The organism is Clostridioides sp. ES-W-0018-02 (assembly GCF_020658175.1).
Lineage (GTDB): Bacteria > Bacillota > Clostridia > Peptostreptococcales > Peptostreptococcaceae > Clostridioides.
The window spans coordinates 386,289-407,163 of sequence record NZ_JACVVY010000003.1; the positions used below are offsets into that span (position 1 = coordinate 386,289).

Consider the following 20,875-nt stretch of genomic DNA (forward strand, 5'->3'; position numbering starts at 1 on the left):
TTATAGTATAACAATAGAAGCTTCTAAAAAATTTTATAAAGAGTATAAATATTATGTAAATTATAGACCTAAAGGCTATAATTTTATAAAGATAAATTTTTTATTACTTATATGTTAATTCATAGAAGTTAAAAGTAAATTATCTTTAAGTTAAACAAAAGTAAAATAAAAGACTAGTTATAATATTTATATGAAAAAGTACAAAATATAGTATAAAAATATAGAAAAATTAAATTATTTACTTGCAGTTTCTAGTTCCGTAAGTATATTTACCTTGAGATATATTATCATCATGAAAATATATTCTCTCACAAACTTTATCACCCCATAGAATATTTTTTGTTATTTTATGTGATGTATCTCCTGTAAATACCTCAGCAACAGTGGTATCAGTAACATCACAATAAAGGGATGCAAACTGCTTAAACCAAGGATTTTCTTCAAAGCGTGAAAGCCAGGAAGCTCCATAAGGACAGTGTAACTCTTCAAATTCAGGAACCCAACCTAAAAATGGAACATCAGTTATACTAGCAATATTGTCAGCAATCAATTCATCTCCATTTTCATTGGCTCTTTCTCTCATAGAAATAGCTCTTTCTTCTGATCTTTCAAACAAAACTTTTTTTAATATTTCAGCAGTTTTTTCATTTCCAAATTCCTCAACTAATACTTTGGTAAAATAAAAATATAAATCACCAAAATGTTTACAAGCCATACGAACTTCTTCAATAGCATAATCTTTGTCAATAGTTTCATTAGTTACAGTATCTTTGTTCAAAAAAATCACTCCTTAAAATAATAGTAGTTACATTATAATTATAGAGTATTTTTTATAAATAAGAAATTGATTTGAGATAAATAACATTTTAGTAAATGTAAATAGATTATTAAAATAATTTATTATTACAAAAATCTTCTAAATTGATGTATTTAGGAGTCTCCATATGAATAAGTGTTGTTTTGTAAATATCTTCAGTACATCCATTAGATATATTATTAAAAATATCTGTATGCTCTTTTAATGTTGTTTCTAGTCTTCCCTCATGTGATAATGAATCAAGAGCTAATTTTTTTATTCTGTACATATAGCTGTTGAACATCTTATCAAATTCAGTATTTTGAGCATATGAGACGATTGTTGTGTGAAATAAAGTATCATATTCTGCAAATGTGTTTAAATTCTTGTCACTTGATACAATCTCTTTTTGTTTATCTAAAAGATACTTTAATTTATCTATAGTTTGAATTGCTCTAGGCTCTTTGTATTGGCTCGTAATCAAAAAAGTACAAAATCCTTCTATTGCAGAACGTATTTGAAATATCTCTACAATTTCATTGGCTGTGATTTGATGAATTTTGAAACCCTTACTTGGAATGATATCTATAAAACCATCTTGACTGAGTCTTTGAAGAGCATCTCTTATAGGAGTTCTTGAGATTCCTATTTCACTTGCAAGCTTTGTTTCAGAATATATTTCATTTTCTATTATTTCACCAGATAGTATTAATTCTTTTAAATAGTCATATGCTTGTTCTTGTAATCTTTTAAATGTAGCCATATTTTACCCCTCCTAAACAATGTAAAAATACAAAAACTTATATAATGTTAAGAATACAACATAGTAAAATTAAGGTCAATCCTTTGAAATTTAAATTATATATTGGTTGATATGACGATATAAATAAAGGTTTAGTTGAATGATACTTAATTATTGATAAAAATAGTTGATATAAAGAAAAATAATTAATATAAAGTATGATTAAATATAATATAAAAATAGTGTGGTTTATTTAATATAAATAGTATGCGTTAAATATAATGATTATAGATGAAATCTATTATATAAATCTAAAAATCGTGTTTTATTGTTAAAATAAATACTTTTATATTTTATATTGACCGGTATACTGGTGTGTAGTATACTTTAAATCATAAAAAACGTTTTCAAAAATATGAAAATATGGAGGGGTATATAATGAAATTAGGATTTATCGGATTAGGAATAATGGGAAAACCAATGGCCAAAAACTTACTAAAAGATGGATGTAATCTTTTAGTATATGACATTAATAAATGTGCTGTAGATGAGCTTGTATCGTATGGTGCAAAATATGCAAGTCTTTCAGAAATAGGTGAAGAGTGTGAGATTGTATTTACAATACTTCCAAATGGAGCTATTGTTCAAGATATATTATTTGGAGTTAATGGTTTAACAAATACTTTAAAAGAGGGAAGTATAATTGTAGATATGAGTTCAGTTACACCTACAGAATCTATGTTATGTGCAGAAAAATTAAAGCAAATGAACTTAGAATTTATAGATTCGCCAGTAAGTGGGGGTGAACCAAAAGCAATTGATGGAACACTTGCTTTTATGGCTGGTGGTAAAGAAGAGGTATATAAAAAAGTAGAGCCATTCTTTAATATAATGGGAAGCTCAGCTATCTTAATTGGAGATAATGGTAGTGGAAGTGTTACAAAACTTACAAATCAAGTAATAGTTAATCTTACAATAGCAGCAGTATCTGAAGCATTTGTACTTGCAGCCAAAGCAGGAGCAGACCCAGAAAAAGTGTACAAAGCGATAAGGGGAGGTTTAGCTGGCAGTACAATATTGGATGCAAAAATACCAATGATTATGAATCGTGATTTTAAACCAGGTGGGAAAATATCTATCAATCTAAAAGATATAAAAAATGTAATGCAGACAGCACATAATTTGGATGTGCCACTACCTATGACAAGTCAGCTATTAGAAATTATGCAAACATTAAAAGTACATGGACACTTAGAAGATGACCATGGTGGAATAGCTCAATATTTTGAAAAATTAGCAGGTGTTGAAATAAAAAAACACAATAACTAATGGCAAAGATATTGATGATATAGTAGATATGTATTATAAAAATTAGATTTAGATTATATTATACAGAGACAATAGAGTTACAGTATCATAATAAAAGAAAAAATAAGGTCAAGAGATAATAAAGTAAATTATAAAGGGGAAAAGATCATGATTACAGGATATGGACTTTTGATAGCATTTATTATATCTATAGGAATTTTGCTTGTGTCAATTATCAAGTTTAAAGTAAACCCATTTTTGGCATTACTTATAACATCAATAATTACAGGATTTATGGTTAAAATGCCTATAAATGAAATTTCAACTACAATATCAACTGGATTTGGAAATACATTAGGTAGTATTGGTATTGTAATTGGACTTGGAATAATATTTGGAAATATACTTTCAGAATCAAGAGCAACAGAATCTATTGCAAAGGGATTGTTGGCTAGAACTGGAGAAAAAAATAGTGCGTTAGCTATAACTACAGCAGGATTTTTAATTTCAATTCCAGTGTTTATGGATGCTGCATTTGTTATAATGATGCCTATAGTTAAATATGTTTCGAGAGTAACTAAGAAGTCTCTTATGGTTTTTGTATGTGCATTAGGCGTTGGTACAATAGTAGGTCATGCACTTGTAATACCAACACCAGGGCCTTTAGCTGTTGCAGCAAATGTAAATGCAAATGTAGGTAGTTTTATACTTTATTCTATAATTGTTGCATTTCCAGCAGCTCTTGCAGGAGGATGGATTTATGGAAAACGTTTTGAAAAATATCCAGCTTATGCAATTGACGAAAATAATAGAGAAAAAAATTTAGAACAAGAAAAAGAGAGTATTGAACTTGAAGATGATAACTCTAATAAAGTCCCTGGTTTTGGAGTTTCTATGTTTTCTTTATTATTCCCAATACTTCTTATACTTGTATCAAATGTATTTAGTATGTTTTTAGAAAAAGGTTCTAAAATGAGTGGAATACTTGCTTTTATAGGCGATAAGAATATAGCAATATTACTTGGAATATTGGTAGCAATAGTATTTTTAAAGAAGTACATAAGTAAACCTATGGGAGATGTTGTTATTGAAGCTGCCGATTCAGCAGGATTGATACTATTAATAACAGGTTCAGGGGGAGCATTTGGTAGTGTTATAAATGCTAGTGGAATAGGAAACTTCTTAGTTGACACTATGTCTGGTCTTAGTATATCAGTTGTAGTACTTGGATTCTTATTAAGTGCATTACTTAGAATTTCTCAGGGTTCTGCTACTGTAGCACTAGTGACTACATCATCAATTTTAGGACCGACAATTTTAGCAACTGGGATGTCACCAGTTTTAGTAGGGCTTGCTATATGTGCTGGTGGTGTTGGTTTTTCTCTTCCAAACGATTCTGGATTCTGGGTACTTTCAAGATTTAGTGGATTGTCAGTTAAAGATACTTTAAATTCATGGACAATAGGAGGTACAATAGCTGGTATTACAGCATTTGCAATGGTTTTATTACTTAGTGTTATAAATGGTATTATACCACTTCCAGGCTTATAAAAAATATAAATATTAAACATATGCATACTGTAATAAATTGCATAAAGGGGGATTTTTAGTGAGAGAAGTCAATTCAATTAACATAGATATACTTGATACTTTTAAGAACGTAGATGAAGATAAATTAAATAAATTACTTGTAAATGAACTTAAAAATTTAAATAGAAAAATTATTGTATTAGATGATGACCCAACTGGAGTACAAACAGTTCATGATGTTTCTGTATATACTGATTGGGATAAGAATAGCATAGAACAAGGTTTTGATGAAGAAAATAGTATGTTTTTTATACTTACTAACTCAAGGGGATTTACAGTTTCTCAAACAACAGAAGTGCATAAGAAAATTTCAAAAAATATTGTGGATATTTCTCAAAAAGTTAATAAGGATTTTATTATTATAAGCCGAAGTGATTCAACAATGAGGGGGCATTATCCTCTTGAAACTAATCTGTTGAAAAATGAGGTGGAAAAATTATCAGGGAAAATATTTGATGGTGAAATAATAATGCCATTTTTCAAAGAAGGTGGAAGATTTACGATAGATAATGTGCATTATGTAAAAGAAGGAGAAATGCTTGTACCAGCGGGAATGACTGAATTTGCAAAAGATAAATCTTTTGGATATAAATCTTCTGATATAGGAGAATGGTGTGAAGAAAAAACAAATGGAGAATATAAATCTAGTGATATGATATACATTTCATTAGAGGAACTTAGAAGTTTAAATATTGATAGTATGACAGAAAAGCTTAAAATGGCAAAGAATTTCAACAAAATCATTGTAAATGCAATAGATTATGTAGATGTAAAGGTATTTACAATTGCGTTTATACGTGCAGTAAACAGTGGCAAAGAATTTATATTTAGAAGCGCTGCTGCTATAACAAAGATACTTGGAGGTGTAAGTGATAAGGAATTACTTACTAAAGAGGAATTAGTATCAAAAGATAATACTAATGGAGGTATTATACTTGTTGGTTCACATGTAAATAAAACTACTCAACAACTAGAAGAACTTAAAAATTGTAAATATCCTATAGAATTTATAGAGTTTAATCAACATTTAGTTTTGAGAGAAGATGGATTAAAAAATGAAGTAAAAAGAGTTATACAAGTTGTAGAAGAGAGAATAACTAATGGAAAGACTGTTGCTGTGTATACTAGACGTGAGCGTTTTGATTTAGATACGAATGATAAAGATAAACAACTTATGGTTTCTGTAGAAATTTCAGATGCTGTAACTAGTATAGTTGGTATGCTTAATGTAAGACCAAATTTTATTATAGCAAAAGGTGGAATTACATCTAGTGATGTTGGAACTAAGGCGCTAAAAGTAAAAAAGGCTACTGTAATGGGTCAAATAAAACCTGGTATACCAGTATGGATGACAGGAGAAGAAAGTAAATTTCCTAATATGCCATATATAATTTTCCCTGGCAATGTTGGAGAAGTTAGTACACTTAGAGAAGCTGTTGAAGTATTAATGGGCTAGAAGATTTGATTTAAAAATAAGGATAAGTCAATAGTAAGTTTTAGAATATATTAAATAAGGTTTAGAATATTATCAATAATATTCTAAACCTTATTTGTATTTATAAATATTTATATTATAATATGGCATATAATTTAGATTATTTATTTTTTTTGATTGATTTAATATCTTCTTTGATTTTATTTAAAATATCTTTATGTTTATTAGAGCTTATATTAGGGAACGCTTTAATAATACGTCTATGAAGTAATTTGTGGCTAGATAGTAGAGTATTAAGCTTGTTTTTAAGTTCTTCAATTCTATTTTTAGCATAACGATAATTTTCTCTTTCTTTTAATATTTCAAATCTATCCTCTAAAGTCTCAAGTCTATTTTCAACCAAAGTCTCAAGTTTATTCTCAATAGTTTCTTGTGTAATAATTTTGTAGTATTCCTTTTTATCTTTTAATTCCTTAATTATAAGATTGATTTGTTTTAATTTACCATTTAATTGTAAAATTGTGTGTACTGTAATTATTAAATCTAAAACAAAATAAATTTCTATGGATATACCAAGAATAAATAGTATATTTTTAGGAATATAATCTATGAAATCAACTACAATAGGATGTATTATCAGCATTACAATTAATGACAACACACCAAACATAAGTGAATTTTCTAGGCACACTCTTCCATGAATGTTGAACTTGTGATTGGAATAATCCCACCACTTCATATTAAATATTTTTTCTAATACAAAACTTGTAAAATACTCCATTATGCTGGTGATAATTATACTAAACACAAATAATAAGGGAATATTATGAACAAAAGGAGTTAATGTAGCTACTATTGCTAGTGCTCCAAATCCATATATAGGACAAAATGGCCCATTTAAAAAACCTCTATTTACAAATTGTTTTTGCAAAACAGAACAATATGTAGTCTCACAACACCACCCTATAAAACTATAAATTACAAAATAAAGAAATTGGATATAAAATGTACTCATAAGCACCTCATTTCTAGTTAATATAACATTATATAATACTATATATCTGGTATTTTCTCTCACAATTAACTATATTACTTTAAATTTAATTTACATATTGATTATACCAATTTATAGAAATTTATCAAATTTAATTGCAATTATAATATTATATGCAAAGCTACAGTAATGAGATTTTATTTAAAATAAATAAGAGTGTCAAGTATAATCAAATCAATATCTGTAGATACTCTACAGTATATTGTTTTGATTACCTTTGACACCCTTATATTATTTATATTTTGTTTATTTACATTTAAAACTAGAACAACATGTTTCAGTGTAAAGATTTACTCTATCAGTTTCAGGAGCTACTACTATATTATCAAGATTACATAAGCTACCATCTTTATTATACTTACAAGTCTTGACACTACAAACTAATTCTTCACAATTTCTATTGTTAACATTATTAGATAGATTACTATAAATAGATTCATCTAAAAACGAACTACAGCAAGTATGTCTATCATTATGAGCTTGTTCACCATTTATAAAAATTTTATCTGCATAACATATATGGCTGTTATTATGTGAGCAGTTAGTTACATTACAATTGATTCTTTCCAAAGTTATTACCTCCTAAACTATTATTTATTATAAATTATGTCCATATAATTGCAAGAATATAACATTTAAGAGAAAACTTCCTTTTAGAAGATATCTATTTTTAGATTAATTTGAAATACAGATATATTTTCTTCTAAAATTTACCTAAATTGTATAAAAACTTACAGCTTGGAGAAAATAATAGAAAAAGGAGGCGTAATCAATGTTTGAAAAGAAGAAAAAAGAATTATTTCCTTGGAAAATATCTGCATTAGTACTAGTAGGAGTATTTGTATTAAGTAGTGGAGTTTATATAGGAACAAAGTTAAAAAATAATGGAGTTCAAACTGGTAAAGTTGTAAGTGCTAGTGCGAATATGAATGAAGAATCAAAAGAAGCTTTTGGATTAAATAAAAACTGTGAAGTTTGGCTTCAAAGCGAAGGTGAGAATGAAACTAACTATAAGAGAGTACTTACAATGGCTGGAGTAGTTCCAGAGTCATTATTAGATAAGACAAAATCAGAAATAGTATCATATTTTAAGCAAGAATATCCAACTAAAACAATAAAGAGTATGGATAAAAATGAAATCATATTAGTAGAATCTAAAAACAGTGATAATAAAGATGTACAAGCAATGAACACTACTATAAAAGGTAAATATACAATTGAAAATGATAATGGAAATATAGCATTGTATAAATATGATGATAGTGGAAATAAAACATTAGTAGAAAAAACTAAAATAAGAGTAGATTCACTTCCTAAGACTGTTCAAGATGAACTTAAAAAAGGTGTAGTTATGGATACAGAGGAAGAGGCCTATTCAAGATTAGAAGATTTTGCAAGTTAATATTTCAAATTGATATTAAGATTCAAAACATATTTAATGCCTATTAAAATACAATAATTTATTTGTACTAAATATAAAAGTTATATTGGAGTGAGAAGTTCGCTTTGATATAACTTTTTTATTTGATTTTATTAAATCTCTAAGAATACTCGTGACTTTAGTCATGAGATGAATTAGGGAAATAGTAAGCGTATAGAGAAGTTTGTACGTAGAGATAGTAAACAATCTATCCAATATACCACTTGAATTGCTGGAAACCCCTAAAGCTTATGTGAACGACAACCTCTAATACGATTAATGTAGAATTTAGCTACAGGTTAAATTTTCTCTACTGTCATTGTTTTTTACCAAAACATTGGCTTTACAGTAAAGATATGTTATAATCATCTTAGAAAGCGAAGTGATATATATCATGTATTTAACTGTAAAACAGCAGGTAAAACATCTTTCAAAGGAAGATTATAAGAATATTAAAGAGCTTTCTCGTATAGCTAAAAATTTAGCTAATGAAGCAATCTATAATATTAGGCAATATTACTTCCAAGAAGGCGAATATCTAAATTATGAAAAGAATTATGTTCTTCTGAAAGATAGTCCTAATTACAAAAATTTAAATTCCAATATGGCTCAACAAATTTTGAAGGAAGTAGATGGTTCATTTAAGTCTTTTTTTGGACTGCTTAAATTAGTGAAAAAAGGTAAATATTCTTTCAAAGATATAAAATTACCACATTATCTTCCAAAAGATGGATTTACTACACTTGTCATTGGTTTTGTTCGATTAAATAATAATCAATTAATAATTCCATATTCACGTCAATTTGGAAAAGAACATAAAAAAGTTATAATAACGATTCCGCCAATTCTTAAAGATAAGAAAATTAAGGAAATTCGTATTATACCAAAAGCAAAAGCTAGGTTCTTTGAAATTCAATACACTTACGAAGTGAAAGAAGAACAAAGAAAATTAAATAAAAACAAAGTACTAGCAATTGATTTTGGAATTAATAATTTAGCAACTTGTATTACTTCTACTGGTGAAAGTTTTATTGTTGATGGAAAGCGTTTAAAATCAATAAATCAATGGTATAATAAACAAAATGCACGACTTCAAAGTATTAAAGATTTACAGGGGTATGTAAAACGAAATACCAATCGACAAAAATCGAATACTCGCAATCGAAACAATAAAGTAAATGATTATATGGCTAAAACAGCTCGTATTATTATTAATTATTGTTTAAAAAATGATATTGGTATTTTAGTTTGTGGGTATAATGAAACTTTTCAATACAGAAGTACTATCGTGAAAGTTAATAATCAAACATTTGTACATATTCCTTTTGGTAAATTACGTGATAAATTAGAATATCTATGTAAACTATATGGAATTACTTTTTTAAAACAAGAAGAAAGTTATACTTCCAAAGCTAGCTTTTTTGATAAAGATATTATACCAGCTTATAATGACGATAATCCAAAGGAGTATGAGTTCTCTGGAAAAAGAATTAAAAGAGGATTGTATCAAACTAAAAAAGGAATGATTTTAAATGCTGATGTTAATGGTGCATTAAATATTTTGAGAAAAAGTAATGTTGTGTCCTTAGATGGACTATACAGTAGGGGCGAACTGGACACGCCTGTACGTATCAAAGTAGCTTAGGTTATTTTGAACGTAATCGAACTCTGCGATTTTAGTCGTGGGAGGTTCAGGGTATAATAATTTAGAACATAAGTTTTTATGAGAAATACATTTTGGTATTTCTTTTATTTTTAGGAGGAATTTTTTAAAATGATGATATTGGGGATTGACCCAGGTATAGCCATAGTTGGATATGGTATAATTGAATATAAAAATAGTAAATTTAAAGTAATAGATTATGGAGCAGTGACAACACCTGCGCATATGAATATCTCTAAGAGGTTAGAACTTGTATATAAAGGAATTGATACAATAGTAAAGAATTACAATATAGATGAAGTTGGAATGGAGGAACTATTCTTTAACAAGAATGTAAAGACTGCTATAACAGTAGCACAGGCTAGAGGGGTTACTATGCTTGCTTGTGCACATAATGGTAAACCAATATATGAATACACTCCGCTTCAAGTAAAACAAGGTGTAGTTGGATATGGTAGAGCAGACAAAGCACAAGTTCAACAGATGGTAACCTCATTTTTAAGTTTAAAAAAAGTTCCAAAGCCAGATGATGTTGCAGATGCTCTAGCTGTGGCTATTTGCCATGCTCATTCAAATAAACTTGAAAAAACTTTAAAGAATATAGGTGGGAAGTATGTATAGTTATATAAAAGGTACAGTAGAAGAAATTTATATAGACAGTATAGTTGTTGAAAACAATGATATAGGATATAAGATAAATGTGTCATCCAATACAATAATGAATTTGCCAATAGGGAATACTGCAAAAATATATACTAAACTAATAGTAAGAGAAGATGATATGAGTCTTTGCGGTTTTGCAAGCAGGGAAGAATTAAAGATGTTTGAATTGCTTACATCTGTATCAAAAATAGGACCTAAGGTGGGGCTTTCAATACTATCATTTGCATCACCAGCGCAACTAGGAGCTTATATTTTAAGCGAAGATGTTGGGAAACTATCTAAAGCTCCAGGCGTTGGTAAAAAGACAGCAGAGAGAATCGTTTTAGAACTTAAAGATAAAGTAGATAAAAATAATATAGACTTTGAACCAACATTATTATCACAAAAACCTACTTTCATATCTCAAGATGAATCTATAGATGCACTTGTAGCTTTGGGGTATACCTTAGCAGAATCAAAAGAGGCAGTTCAAAAATGTAAAAAAGATGGTATGAATACAGAAGACATTATAAAAAAAGCACTTACATATATAATGAGTAAATCTATGAAGTAGCATTTAATTTGTGAATGTAAAATAATATTTAAAATAAAGTAGATTTGCAAAATTACGGAAGGAGGGGTATAAATGCAAGATTTTGAAGATGAAAATAGGATAATAACTTCTACTATGAAGGTGGAAGATATAGATATAGAAAATAGTTTAAGACCAAAAACACTAGAAGATTATTTGGGTCAAGAAAAATCCAAAGAGCAACTTAGTATATTTATAGAGGCAGCAAAATCAAGAAATGAGCAGTTAGACCATGTACTTTTATATGGACCACCAGGGCTTGGAAAAACTACACTAGCAAGTATAATAGCTAATGAGATGGGAGTAAATTTGAGGATTACATCAGGACCTGCAATAGAGAGAGCTGGAGACTTAGCAGCTATACTTACAAATTTGAATGAAAATGATGTTTTATTTATAGATGAGATACATAGAATCAATAGGAGTGTTGAAGAAGTATTGTATCCAGCAATGGAAGATTTTTGTTTAGATATAATAATAGGAAAAGGACCATCTGCGAGAAGTATAAGGCTTGACCTTCCTAAGTTTACACTTATTGGAGCTACTACAAGAGCTGGTATGCTTACAAATCCACTTAGAGATAGATTTGGTGTTATTTGTAAATTAGATTATTATACAGTTGATGAACTTTCAAAAATAGTGCTTAGGTCATCAAATATTTTAGATGCAGAAATACAATCTCAAGGAGCTTTAGAGCTTGCAAAACGCTCAAGAGGAACTCCAAGAATAGCAAATAGATTGCTAAAAAGAGTTAGAGATTTTGCACAGGTTAGGGCTGATGGAAGGATAACTGATGAAGTTGCAAAGGATGCTCTTGAACTTTTAGGAGTTGATAATTTAGGTCTTGATTTTGTGGATGAAAAGCTTCTTATAACTATAATAGAAAAATTTAGGGGTGGTCCTGTAGGTCTTGATACGTTAGCAGCTTCAATTGGTGAAGATAGGAATACAATAGAAGATGTGTATGAGCCGTATTTACTTCAACTAGGGTTTATAAATAGAGGGCCTAGAGGTAGAGTAGCCATGCCATTAGCCTATGAACATCTAAAAATACCTTATCCTAGTGATAGATAAGAATAGAAGAAAGAGGTATCAATTAAAAAAATAATCATTAAATTAAAATATTTCTAAAATGGGCAAAAATTCAAACATATCCACAAAATGGTAATTATATCTGTAGATACTGTGGATAAATACAAGGAAAAATGTGTGTACTGTATCTATATATTGTGGATAAGACGTGTATAACGTGGAAAAATATCTATATATTGTGGATATGCTGTATGTTAAAAATAGGGATTTATTGATAGATTATGGTAATATTGTAGAAAATAAGTTGTTTTTTTGATATTATTGTAGCTAGAGAAATTTTAAGAGAGGAAGTTTGACATTGAAAACAAGTGATTTTAAATTTGATTTACCACAGGAACTTATAGCTCAAGTTCCTATAGAAGATAGAGCTAGTTCAAGATTGATGGTATTAGATAAAGAAACAGGAGAAATTGAGCATAAAGTATTTAGAGATATAATAGAATATTTAAATCCAGGAGATTGTTTAGTTTTAAATAATACTAGAGTTATACCTGCTAGATTAATAGGGGAAAAACTTGAGACTGGTGGAAAAATTGAATTTTTATTATTAAAAAGAACAGAGGAAGATACTTGGCAAGCTTTAGTAAAGCCAGGTAAAAGAGCAAAAGTGGGAACTAAGTTTTCCTTTGGAAATGGGAAATTAATTGGAGAAGTTGTAGATTTATCAGATGAAGGTTCAAGAATTATAAAGTTTCATTATGATGGAATTTTCGAAGAGATTTTAGATGAGCTTGGAAATATGCCACTTCCTCCATATATAACTGCTAGATTAGAGGAAAAAGAAAGATACCAAACTGTTTACTCAAAACATAATGGCTCAGCAGCGGCACCTACAGCAGGTTTACACTTTACAGAAGAATTATTAAATGAAATAAAAGAAAAAGGTGTAGATATAGCATTTATAACTTTACACGTTGGTTTAGGTACTTTTAGGCCAGTAAAAGTGGATGATGTTTTAAATCATAAGATGCATTCAGAGTATTATATGGTTAGTCAAGAGGCAGCTGACAAAATAAATAAAGCAAAAAAAGATGGGAACAATGTAGTATGTGTTGGAACTACTAGTTGTAGGACTATAGAATCAGCTTGTGATGAAAATGGCAAGATGAAAGAAACTAGTGGATGGACAGATATATTTATATATCCAAGTTATAAATTTAAGGTTTTGGATAGACTTATAACTAATTTCCATTTACCAGAGTCTACCTTAATCATGTTAGTAAGTGCTATCTGTGGAAAAGAAAATGTTTTAAATGCATATAATGAGGCAGTAAAAGAAAGATATAGATTCTTCAGTTTTGGAGATGCTATGATTATAAAGTAGGGAGGGAATAGATGCATAGCTTACAAAAACAAAAAAAGAATAACCCTATATTAAAGATTGCTTTTATATTTGAACGTGTATTAGCAGTAGTAGTTTTAATAGCAGTATTTTTAGGTACAATAGATGTATTAAGACTTATGTGGGGAGCATATATAGTTGATTTTCAAAACCCAGTACAATACAGTCAGCTTAATGATTTCTTAGCACAAATATTACTTTTGGTGATAGGTGTTGAGCTTGTAGTAATGCTATCACTTCATATACCAGGAGCATTTATTGAGGCACTACTATATGCTATAGCTAGAAAAATGTTATTGCTTCCTAAAAATGAAGGAATGATAGATGTTTTAATTGGAGTTATAGCTATTGCAGGACTATTTGCTATAAAAAAGTTTTTAGTAACAAAAGACAAGAGTGCTCTTAATATAACGAGTATTCATGATGAAGAAGCAATCAAAGAACAACAAAGTAAAGAAGATAAAGATAAATCTATTTAGAAAATATATTAGATATTTAGATTAGTGAAAATATATGTTATGAATAACTAGAAATAAAAATTATTAAGGAGATATTTATGTACGCAGTAAGATACGAACTGATAAAAACTTGTAAACAAAGTGGTGCAAGGCTTGGAAGATTACACACGCCACATGGGATTATAGAAACACCAATATTTATGCCTGTTGGGACTCAAGCAACAGTAAAGTCTATGACACCAGAAGAATTAAAAGAGATTGGCTCACAAATAATACTTAGTAACACTTATCATCTATATATGAGACCAGGACATGAACTTATAAAAAAAGCTGGTGGACTTCATGAGTTTATGAACTGGGATAAGCCAATACTTACAGATAGTGGAGGATTTCAAGTATTTAGCTTAGGGCCTTTGAGAAAGATAAAAGAAGAAGGTGTAGAATTTAGGTCACACCTAGACGGTTCAAAACATTTTTTAACTCCAGAAAAAGCTATGGAAATACAAAATGCGTTAGGTTCAGACATAATGATGGCATTTGATGAGTGTGCGCCATACCCAGCAGATAGAGAGTATGTAAAGAATTCATTAGAAAGAACAACAAGATGGTTAAAAAGATGTAAAGATGCCCATAATAATACAGACAAGCAAGCTTTATTTGGTATAATACAAGGTGGAATGTATAAAGATTTAAGAGAGCAATCAGCGAAAGAAATAACAAGCATTGATTTACCTGGATATGCGATTGGTGGACTTAGTGTTGGAGAACCAAAGCCACTTATGTACGATGTACTAGAACACACAACTCCATTTATGCCAAAGGACAAACCAAGATACTTAATGGGAGTTGGTAGTCCAGATGATTTAGTGGAAGGTGTTATAAGAGGAGTAGATATGTTTGACTGTGTTTTACCTACTCGTATAGCTAGAAATGGAACTGCAATGACTAGTCAAGGTAAAGTAGTAGTTAGAAATGCAACTTATGCTGAAGACTTTACTCCACTTGACCCTGAATGTGATTGTTATGCTTGTAAAAATTATTCAAGAGCTTATATAAGACATCTTGTAAAAGCAAATGAAATACTGGGTGCAAGATTGATAACTACTCATAATCTTCACTTTTTACTAAATTTAATGAAACAAATAAGACAAGCAATAATGGAAGATAGATTACTTGATTTTAGAAATGAATTTTTTGCAAAATATGGGTATGAAATATAGGTTTTGCACTATTAATTATAATCATTTTAATATATAATATTCAATAGTACTCAAAGCTAAAGAAAGTAAATTGTTGTATAAACATTTATTACGATTTGCAAAAGAGTATAATTTACAAAGGAGTGAAAAATTAATGCCACAGCAACAAATAATGATGAGTATAGGTCTATGGGTAGTAGTAATTGCAATCTTTTATTTCCTAATGATTAGACCTCAAAAGAAAAAAGACAAACAATTGAAAGAAATGAGAAGTAGCCTAGGTGTAGGAGACAAAGTCATTACAATAGGTGGAATAGTAGCTAATGTAGCTAAAGTTGAAGATGATGTTGTAATATTAGAATTAGGACCAAACAGAACTAAAGTTCCATTTGAAAAATGGGCTATAGGGACAGTTCAATCTAGAAAAGAAGAAATAGAAGAACAGTAAAATAGTAATTTAAAAGCCTTTTCTCGAATATATATTAATTTGAGAGGAGGTTTTTTTATGGGAAAATCTAATTATATTTTTAAAGGTTTGGGATATGCATATATAATAACTTTGGCTGTTTTATTAGTGTATAACTTATTTTTGACATTTACAGATATCGGTGGAGATAATATAACTATGGTTGCATCATTTATAACTACTATTTCTGCAGCTATAGGAGGTTTTTACACTTCAAAACACATGCAAGAAAAGGGACTTATGTATGGGCTTTTAGTTGGACTTTTGTACATAGTGTGTATTTTTTTGACTGTGTTTTTAGCACAAGAGAGCTTCATATTTGAAGTAGGAATGATTTATAAGTTATTGCTTATATCAGCAGCAGGAGGTATTGGAGGCGTATTAGGTGTCAATTTTAAATAGAGTTTATATTAAAGTGGTTTTGTGATATAATCAATAGGAAACAATTAGAAATGGAGGCGTTGAAAATGGAAAATAAACATGTAAAAACTTTATCTCAAGCTACTTTAAAGCAAAGTGCTGCAAAAGGTGGATGTGGAGAGTGTCAAACTTCTTGTCAATCAGCTTGTAAAACTTCTTGTACAGTTGCAAATCAAGAGTGTGAAAGATAGAAAATTATTGATTTAGTTGTTTGTAAGAGGGTATCTCAAAATGGTTCTTTTATCATTAATGAGGTATCCTTTTTTATTTTTTGTCTCCATATAAAATGTTTAATATGTTTATAAAAAATAAGGTTTGACTTGTTAGTGTTTAATTTTTTATATATTCAAAATCTAACCTTTTATTCTTATATTTCTAATATATGCATTAGTAAATTATGTAAACTTATAAAATGTATTGATAAATAATATTATATATAATATTATCTATATGTGGGAAATACGAATATAAAAAATTAAATACAATATTCGGAGGACATAAATATGTTAAGTAACAAAAAGAGAAGTATGGCAATAGTAATGGCAGGAGCTACAGTTATGAGTGCAGCAGCACCAATATTCGCAGACAACACTGTGTCAGAAAATGTTGATAAAAATTACACAGTAAGTGCAAAAGATTCTACTAAACTAATCGAAGAGGTTAGAAAAGCATTAGAGATTAAGTTTGAAGAGACAAAAGCAGGAGCAAATGTAAATGATAGAGTTTATGATATAAAAGTAGATAATGTAAACTTAACTAATGCAACTCAATTACAAAACAAGATAAACTCATTAGTAGAAGGACAAAGTTTAAAAGTTACTATACAAGATAAAGGTCATCAAACTATAGGTGGAAAAGTAGTTGACTATAAAATTGAAAACTACAAAACAGCTCAAGAAATAGTAGATGCAGTTAATGCTTTCAATGCAACTTTAGCAGAAGATTCTGATAGCAAGTTAACAGCAACTATAAAGTCTACTAGCACAGTTGAAGTAAAAAGAGCGAAAGATTCAAAAAATACAATTACAGTAAATGTAGGAGACCAACATTTAGACTTTGCAAAACCAGTAACATCAGAAGAAGGTACTTTTGAAGGCTATGAAAAGCGTTACAGCGATATAGAATCAAAAGAATTACATACAATAACAGTTAAAAATGCAGATTTACAAGACATATCAGCAGAAGATTTATTTGATGGAGTTAGATTAACTACATTAGGTAGAGAAATAGTTAATAAAGTTAAAAATGGATATACTTTAACATTTGAGAATGAAGCAATACTTACTCAAGAACAAGAAAATAGTGATGACAAAGATAAGCCAGAAAAGTCAAGCTTTGATATGGTTTTAAGTAAGACAAATGAAAAGCCAGAAACAATAAGTGTATCAAGTAAAAACCATAAATTAGTTAGAGATTTACACAAAGTACTAACTGATGTAAAAGACGGAAAAGAATTAAAAGTAGAAGTTTTATCTGGAGATTCAAGATTTACAACAGCAGTAGAAGTTAGTAAGGAAAGATTCAAAGATGGAGAAGCAGATTCAATAATTTTAGTTGGAGAAGATGCTATAGTTGATGGATTAGCATCAGCACCACTTGCATCTCAAAAAAATGCACCAATACTATTATCTAAAAAAGATTCATTACCATCAGAAATAGAAGCTGAGATATTAAGAGTACTTGGAAGTAACTTATCTTCTAAGAAAATATATATAGTAGGTGGAGAATCTAAAATATCAAAAGAAACTGAAGAAAAACTTTCTAAATTGGGTGTAAGTAAAGTTGAGAGAGTTTCTGGAGATGATAGATTTGAAACTTCTTTAGAAATAGCAAAACAATTAAAAGATACATTTAAAACTGCATTTGTAGTAGGTGGAAATGGAGAAGCAGATGCTATGAGTATATCTGCCAGAGCTGCTCAATTTGGAGCTCCAATAATAGTTACAGGTAACGAGTTAGATGCAAGTGCTGAAAAATTATTAAAAGGAAAAGAATTAGAAATCGTTGGTGGAGAGAATTCTGTATCAAAAGAAGTTGAAGATAAATTAGTGGAAATAGATTTAAACAACAAAGTTGAAAGACTAGCTGGAGAAAACAGAAAAGATACTAACGCTAAAGTAATCAACAAGTACTATGCAGGAGCAACTAAAGCATATGTTGCAAAAGACGGTTATGTAGGTGGAAATGGACAATTAGTTGATGCACTTACAGCAGCACCACTTGCAGCTAGTTCAAAAGCACCAATAGTATTAACTACAGAAGAACTTTCTAAGTCACAGGAAGAAGTAGTTGAGTTAAGACTTAAAAATGCTACTAAGTTAGTACAAATAGGTGAAGGAATATCTAAAAATGCTATTGAGAAAATAGCAGAAAAAATAAACTTATTTAAATAAGAACTAATAGTATATAAAAATTGATATTATAAGTTTGTTTAGATAATATAGAATGTCTATAATGTACATTTATACAAGATGCTTAGATAAGATATGATGTCTACAATATAAAATATATACAAATAATGAAATAAAAAGAATAACAGTAAAGAATAACAACAAGGTATCTCATTTAGATTTAATTTGAGATACCTTGTTTTTTTATTTTTTGATTATAATACTGTAAAATTCATATTATAAAAAAATTATTATAAATGATATTGTTTATAATGATTAAACATATTATTAACATATATTATTTTGAATTTATTACTTAATTAAATAAAATAAGTTATAATGTTTTGAATTTACGGAGAATAAAGACTTTAATTATAGTATTTGAGTTATATGGATAACTATGGTATTATATATAAAATATGGTAACAAAACTGTAACTTTTTATTGAGAATGGATAAAATTATTGATAAAAAATACGAAAAATATATTGGGGGTAAATAATAATATGAAGAATAGTAAAAAGATATTAGCTATAGGACTTACACTATCTTTAGTAATGGTAAATACTCCTATAGTAAATGCGTTGACATCCGTTGAACAAATAAAAGGTAATGACAGGTATGAAACAGCAGCAAAAATAGCAGATAAACAAAGCTATAATACAGCAATACTAATTAATTCAGATAATAGCTTGGCAGATGGTCTTAGTGCAAGTGGTTTAGCTGGAGCTTTAAATGCGCCTATTTTAATGACAAAACAAAATCAAATTCCAAGTACTACTATGGAAAGACTGAACAAAGCAAACACTGTATATATAATAGGTTCAGAATCGACAATAAGTAAAAATATTGAAAATCAATTACTTTCTAAAAAGAAGGTTGTACAAAGAATATTTGGTGAAAATAGATTTGATACGAGCGTAAAAATAGCTGAGAAAATCAAAGAAATCAAGCCTATTGATAAGGTAATTATAGCTAATGGAATTACAGGAGAAGCAGATGCAATAAGTGCATCACCAGTAGCTGCAAGAGATGGAGTACCTATAATACTTACAGATGGAAATAGTGTAGGATTTGATACTACAGGATTAAAGAGTTATGCACTTGGTACTAGTGAAATAATAAGTGATGAATTGGTCAAAAGTACAAATTCTGTTAGGTTAGGTGGAACAGATAGGTTTGACACCAATAAGAGAGTTATACAAGAGTTTTATAAAAACAGTAAAGAGTTTTACTTAAGCAAGGGTCTACAATTAACGGATGCATTAGTTGCTTCTACAATAGCAAAAAATGCTCCTGTAGTATTAGTAGAAAATGGTAGCAATAAGAGTATTTTAAGTGGAGCAGATAAACTTACAGTACTTGGAGGGATAAATCAGAATGTAATCAAACAGTGTATAAATCAAGCTTCTCCAAATCAACAAGGACTATATTATAATCCAAATGATAGAGCATTTAAGGACAGAATAAAGGGAAAAGTGTATGCTCATATAAGACAATATAGAAAAGAAAGCGGAGTAAAAGAGTTATCTGTAGCAAGTAGATTAGAGGGATTAGCAAATGATTGGTCTAATTTAATGGCAAATAAGAAGACTTTATCGCATACAATAAATGGCAAAAACTCATACTCTACTTTTCTAAAGTACTTAGATTGGAGTGAGATTAAATCTGGATATGTTGCAGTTCAAGGTGAAAATATAATTAAATATAAAATTCCAGATAAACCCGTTTATACAAATAGAGATGCAGATGATATAGGAAATTTTATTTTCAATGAGTGGAAGACAAATCCTGAAGAAGGTACCAATATGCTACATAAAGGATATGAAATAATGGGATTTGGAATAGCCATAACGGGGGATAAGACTATATACGCAACACATGAGTTTTATGGAAGATATAAAGAATAAATATTTGTTATGATTTAGGGATCTTACAAAATGTAACTACACACAAAATGATAGCTGTGAGAAAATAATATATAAATAATAAAATTATAATGGAAAATAACATTTATATTAATACAATAATATAAATGTTATTTTTTTAAAAATTTAGTGAAAAAATTGTATCAAAAAGTTTAAATATGGTATAAAATGGGTAAGAAAGTAGTGAAAATTAAATGGCAAAATTAGGGAAACTTAATGACGCAAAACTATAGGGGTTAAAGCTTTTAAAGCCATATCAGCCAGTTGCTAAAAAGAGTAAAGTCTTTTTATTTTATAATTAAGATTCTCTTTGAGTGTCTTTTTTTATTGTCTGAAACT

At 28.9% G+C, this 20,875-nt stretch carries 19 protein-coding genes, 1 pseudogene and 1 riboswitch; of the genes and pseudogenes, 16 read left to right on the forward strand and 4 right to left on the reverse strand.

What is annotated here, in order from left to right:
* Positions 1-238: 238 nt before the first annotated feature.
* On the reverse strand, positions 239-787 hold the full coding sequence (locus tag IC219_RS10460) for an L-2-amino-thiazoline-4-carboxylic acid hydrolase (protein ID WP_227434418.1): 549 nt from the start codon (positions 785-787) through the stop codon (positions 239-241).
* A 100-nt stretch (positions 788-887) separates the two neighbouring features.
* The gene (locus IC219_RS10465; protein ID WP_227434419.1) at positions 888-1,559 is read right to left on the reverse strand and encodes a GntR family transcriptional regulator; all 672 of its coding nucleotides are present in this window, start codon (positions 1,557-1,559) and stop codon (positions 888-890) included.
* Positions 1,560-1,958: 399 nt separating this feature from the next.
* Between IC219_RS10465 and garR the strand changes: the two are divergent.
* The 3 genes and pseudogenes from garR to IC219_RS10480 form a co-directional block, all read left to right on the forward strand.
* Positions 1,959-2,867 (forward strand): annotated as a pseudogene (gene garR, locus IC219_RS10470) (2-hydroxy-3-oxopropionate reductase); the annotation flags it as partial.
* Between the two features lie 147 nt (positions 2,868-3,014).
* Entirely contained in the window at positions 3,015-4,397 is a 1,383-nt protein-coding gene (locus IC219_RS10475; RefSeq protein ID WP_227824312.1) for a GntP family permease, read from the forward strand.
* A gap of 58 nt (positions 4,398-4,455) precedes the next feature.
* Entirely contained in the window at positions 4,456-5,892 is a 1,437-nt protein-coding gene (locus tag IC219_RS10480; RefSeq protein ID WP_227830851.1) for a four-carbon acid sugar kinase family protein, read from the forward strand.
* Between the two features lie 139 nt (positions 5,893-6,031).
* Here IC219_RS10480 and IC219_RS10485 read toward each other — a convergent pair whose 3' ends face one another.
* Positions 6,032-6,886: a putative ABC transporter permease gene (locus tag IC219_RS10485; protein WP_227482098.1), complete on the reverse strand. Its 855-nt coding sequence runs from the start codon at positions 6,884-6,886 to the stop codon at positions 6,032-6,034.
* Positions 6,887-7,171: 285 nt separating this feature from the next.
* The gene (locus IC219_RS10490) at positions 7,172-7,495 is read right to left on the reverse strand and encodes a DUF1540 domain-containing protein (protein ID WP_227434424.1); all 324 of its coding nucleotides are present in this window, start codon (positions 7,493-7,495) and stop codon (positions 7,172-7,174) included.
* 202 nt (positions 7,496-7,697) lie between these two features.
* Here IC219_RS10490 and IC219_RS10495 point away from each other — a divergent pair, with 202 nt between their 5' ends.
* From IC219_RS10495 to IC219_RS10555, 13 genes are all read left to right on the forward strand, one after another.
* Positions 7,698-8,327, forward strand: coding sequence for a BofC C-terminal domain-containing protein (locus IC219_RS10495; protein WP_227434425.1), 630 nt, complete (start codon positions 7,698-7,700; stop codon positions 8,325-8,327).
* Positions 8,328-8,739: 412 nt separating this feature from the next.
* The gene (locus tag IC219_RS10500; RefSeq protein WP_227830850.1) at positions 8,740-9,990 is read left to right on the forward strand and encodes a transposase; all 1,251 of its coding nucleotides are present in this window, start codon (positions 8,740-8,742) and stop codon (positions 9,988-9,990) included.
* 129 nt (positions 9,991-10,119) lie between these two features.
* Positions 10,120-10,629: a crossover junction endodeoxyribonuclease RuvC gene (gene ruvC, locus IC219_RS10505; protein ID WP_227434427.1), complete on the forward strand. Its 510-nt coding sequence runs from the start codon at positions 10,120-10,122 to the stop codon at positions 10,627-10,629.
* A complete protein-coding gene (gene ruvA / locus IC219_RS10510; RefSeq protein ID WP_227830849.1) occupies positions 10,622-11,224 on the forward strand; it encodes a Holliday junction branch migration protein RuvA in 603 nt (200 codons plus the stop codon). Before ruvC ends, ruvA begins: the two co-directional genes overlap by 8 nt.
* A gap of 72 nt (positions 11,225-11,296) precedes the next feature.
* Positions 11,297-12,316, forward strand: a complete 1,020-nt coding sequence (gene ruvB, locus IC219_RS10515) for a Holliday junction branch migration DNA helicase RuvB (RefSeq protein ID WP_227434429.1) — start codon at positions 11,297-11,299, stop codon at positions 12,314-12,316.
* A gap of 316 nt (positions 12,317-12,632) precedes the next feature.
* On the forward strand, positions 12,633-13,658 hold the full coding sequence (gene queA / locus IC219_RS10520) for a tRNA preQ1(34) S-adenosylmethionine ribosyltransferase-isomerase QueA (RefSeq protein ID WP_227830848.1): 1,026 nt from the start codon (positions 12,633-12,635) through the stop codon (positions 13,656-13,658).
* Positions 13,659-13,669: 11 nt separating this feature from the next.
* Positions 13,670-14,155 carry a phosphate-starvation-inducible PsiE family protein gene (locus IC219_RS10525; RefSeq protein WP_227482100.1) on the forward strand — a complete coding sequence of 162 codons (486 nt, stop codon included), beginning with the start codon at positions 13,670-13,672 and terminating at the stop codon, positions 14,153-14,155.
* A 77-nt stretch (positions 14,156-14,232) separates the two neighbouring features.
* Positions 14,233-15,354 (forward strand): tRNA guanosine(34) transglycosylase Tgt, encoded by a 1,122-nt coding sequence (gene tgt / locus IC219_RS10530; protein ID WP_227434432.1) that lies wholly within the window; start codon positions 14,233-14,235, stop codon positions 15,352-15,354.
* 133 nt (positions 15,355-15,487) lie between these two features.
* On the forward strand, positions 15,488-15,781 hold the full coding sequence (gene yajC, locus IC219_RS10535; RefSeq protein ID WP_227434433.1) for a preprotein translocase subunit YajC: 294 nt from the start codon (positions 15,488-15,490) through the stop codon (positions 15,779-15,781).
* 57 nt (positions 15,782-15,838) lie between these two features.
* Positions 15,839-16,201, forward strand: a complete 363-nt coding sequence (locus IC219_RS10540) for a TIGR04086 family membrane protein (protein WP_227434434.1) — start codon at positions 15,839-15,841, stop codon at positions 16,199-16,201.
* A gap of 65 nt (positions 16,202-16,266) precedes the next feature.
* On the forward strand, positions 16,267-16,410 hold the full coding sequence (gene scfA / locus IC219_RS10545; protein ID WP_009891067.1) for a six-cysteine ranthipeptide SCIFF: 144 nt from the start codon (positions 16,267-16,269) through the stop codon (positions 16,408-16,410).
* Positions 16,411-16,722: 312 nt separating this feature from the next.
* Positions 16,723-18,612, forward strand: a complete 1,890-nt coding sequence (locus IC219_RS10550; protein WP_227830847.1) for a cell wall-binding protein Cwp8 — start codon at positions 16,723-16,725, stop codon at positions 18,610-18,612.
* Positions 18,613-19,114: 502 nt separating this feature from the next.
* Positions 19,115-20,518, forward strand: coding sequence for a cell wall-binding protein Cwp9 (locus IC219_RS10555; protein ID WP_227830846.1), 1,404 nt, complete (start codon positions 19,115-19,117; stop codon positions 20,516-20,518).
* Between the two features lie 204 nt (positions 20,519-20,722).
* Positions 20,723-20,808: riboswitch (cyclic di-GMP riboswitch) on the forward strand.
* Positions 20,809-20,875: the final 67 nt, after the last annotated feature.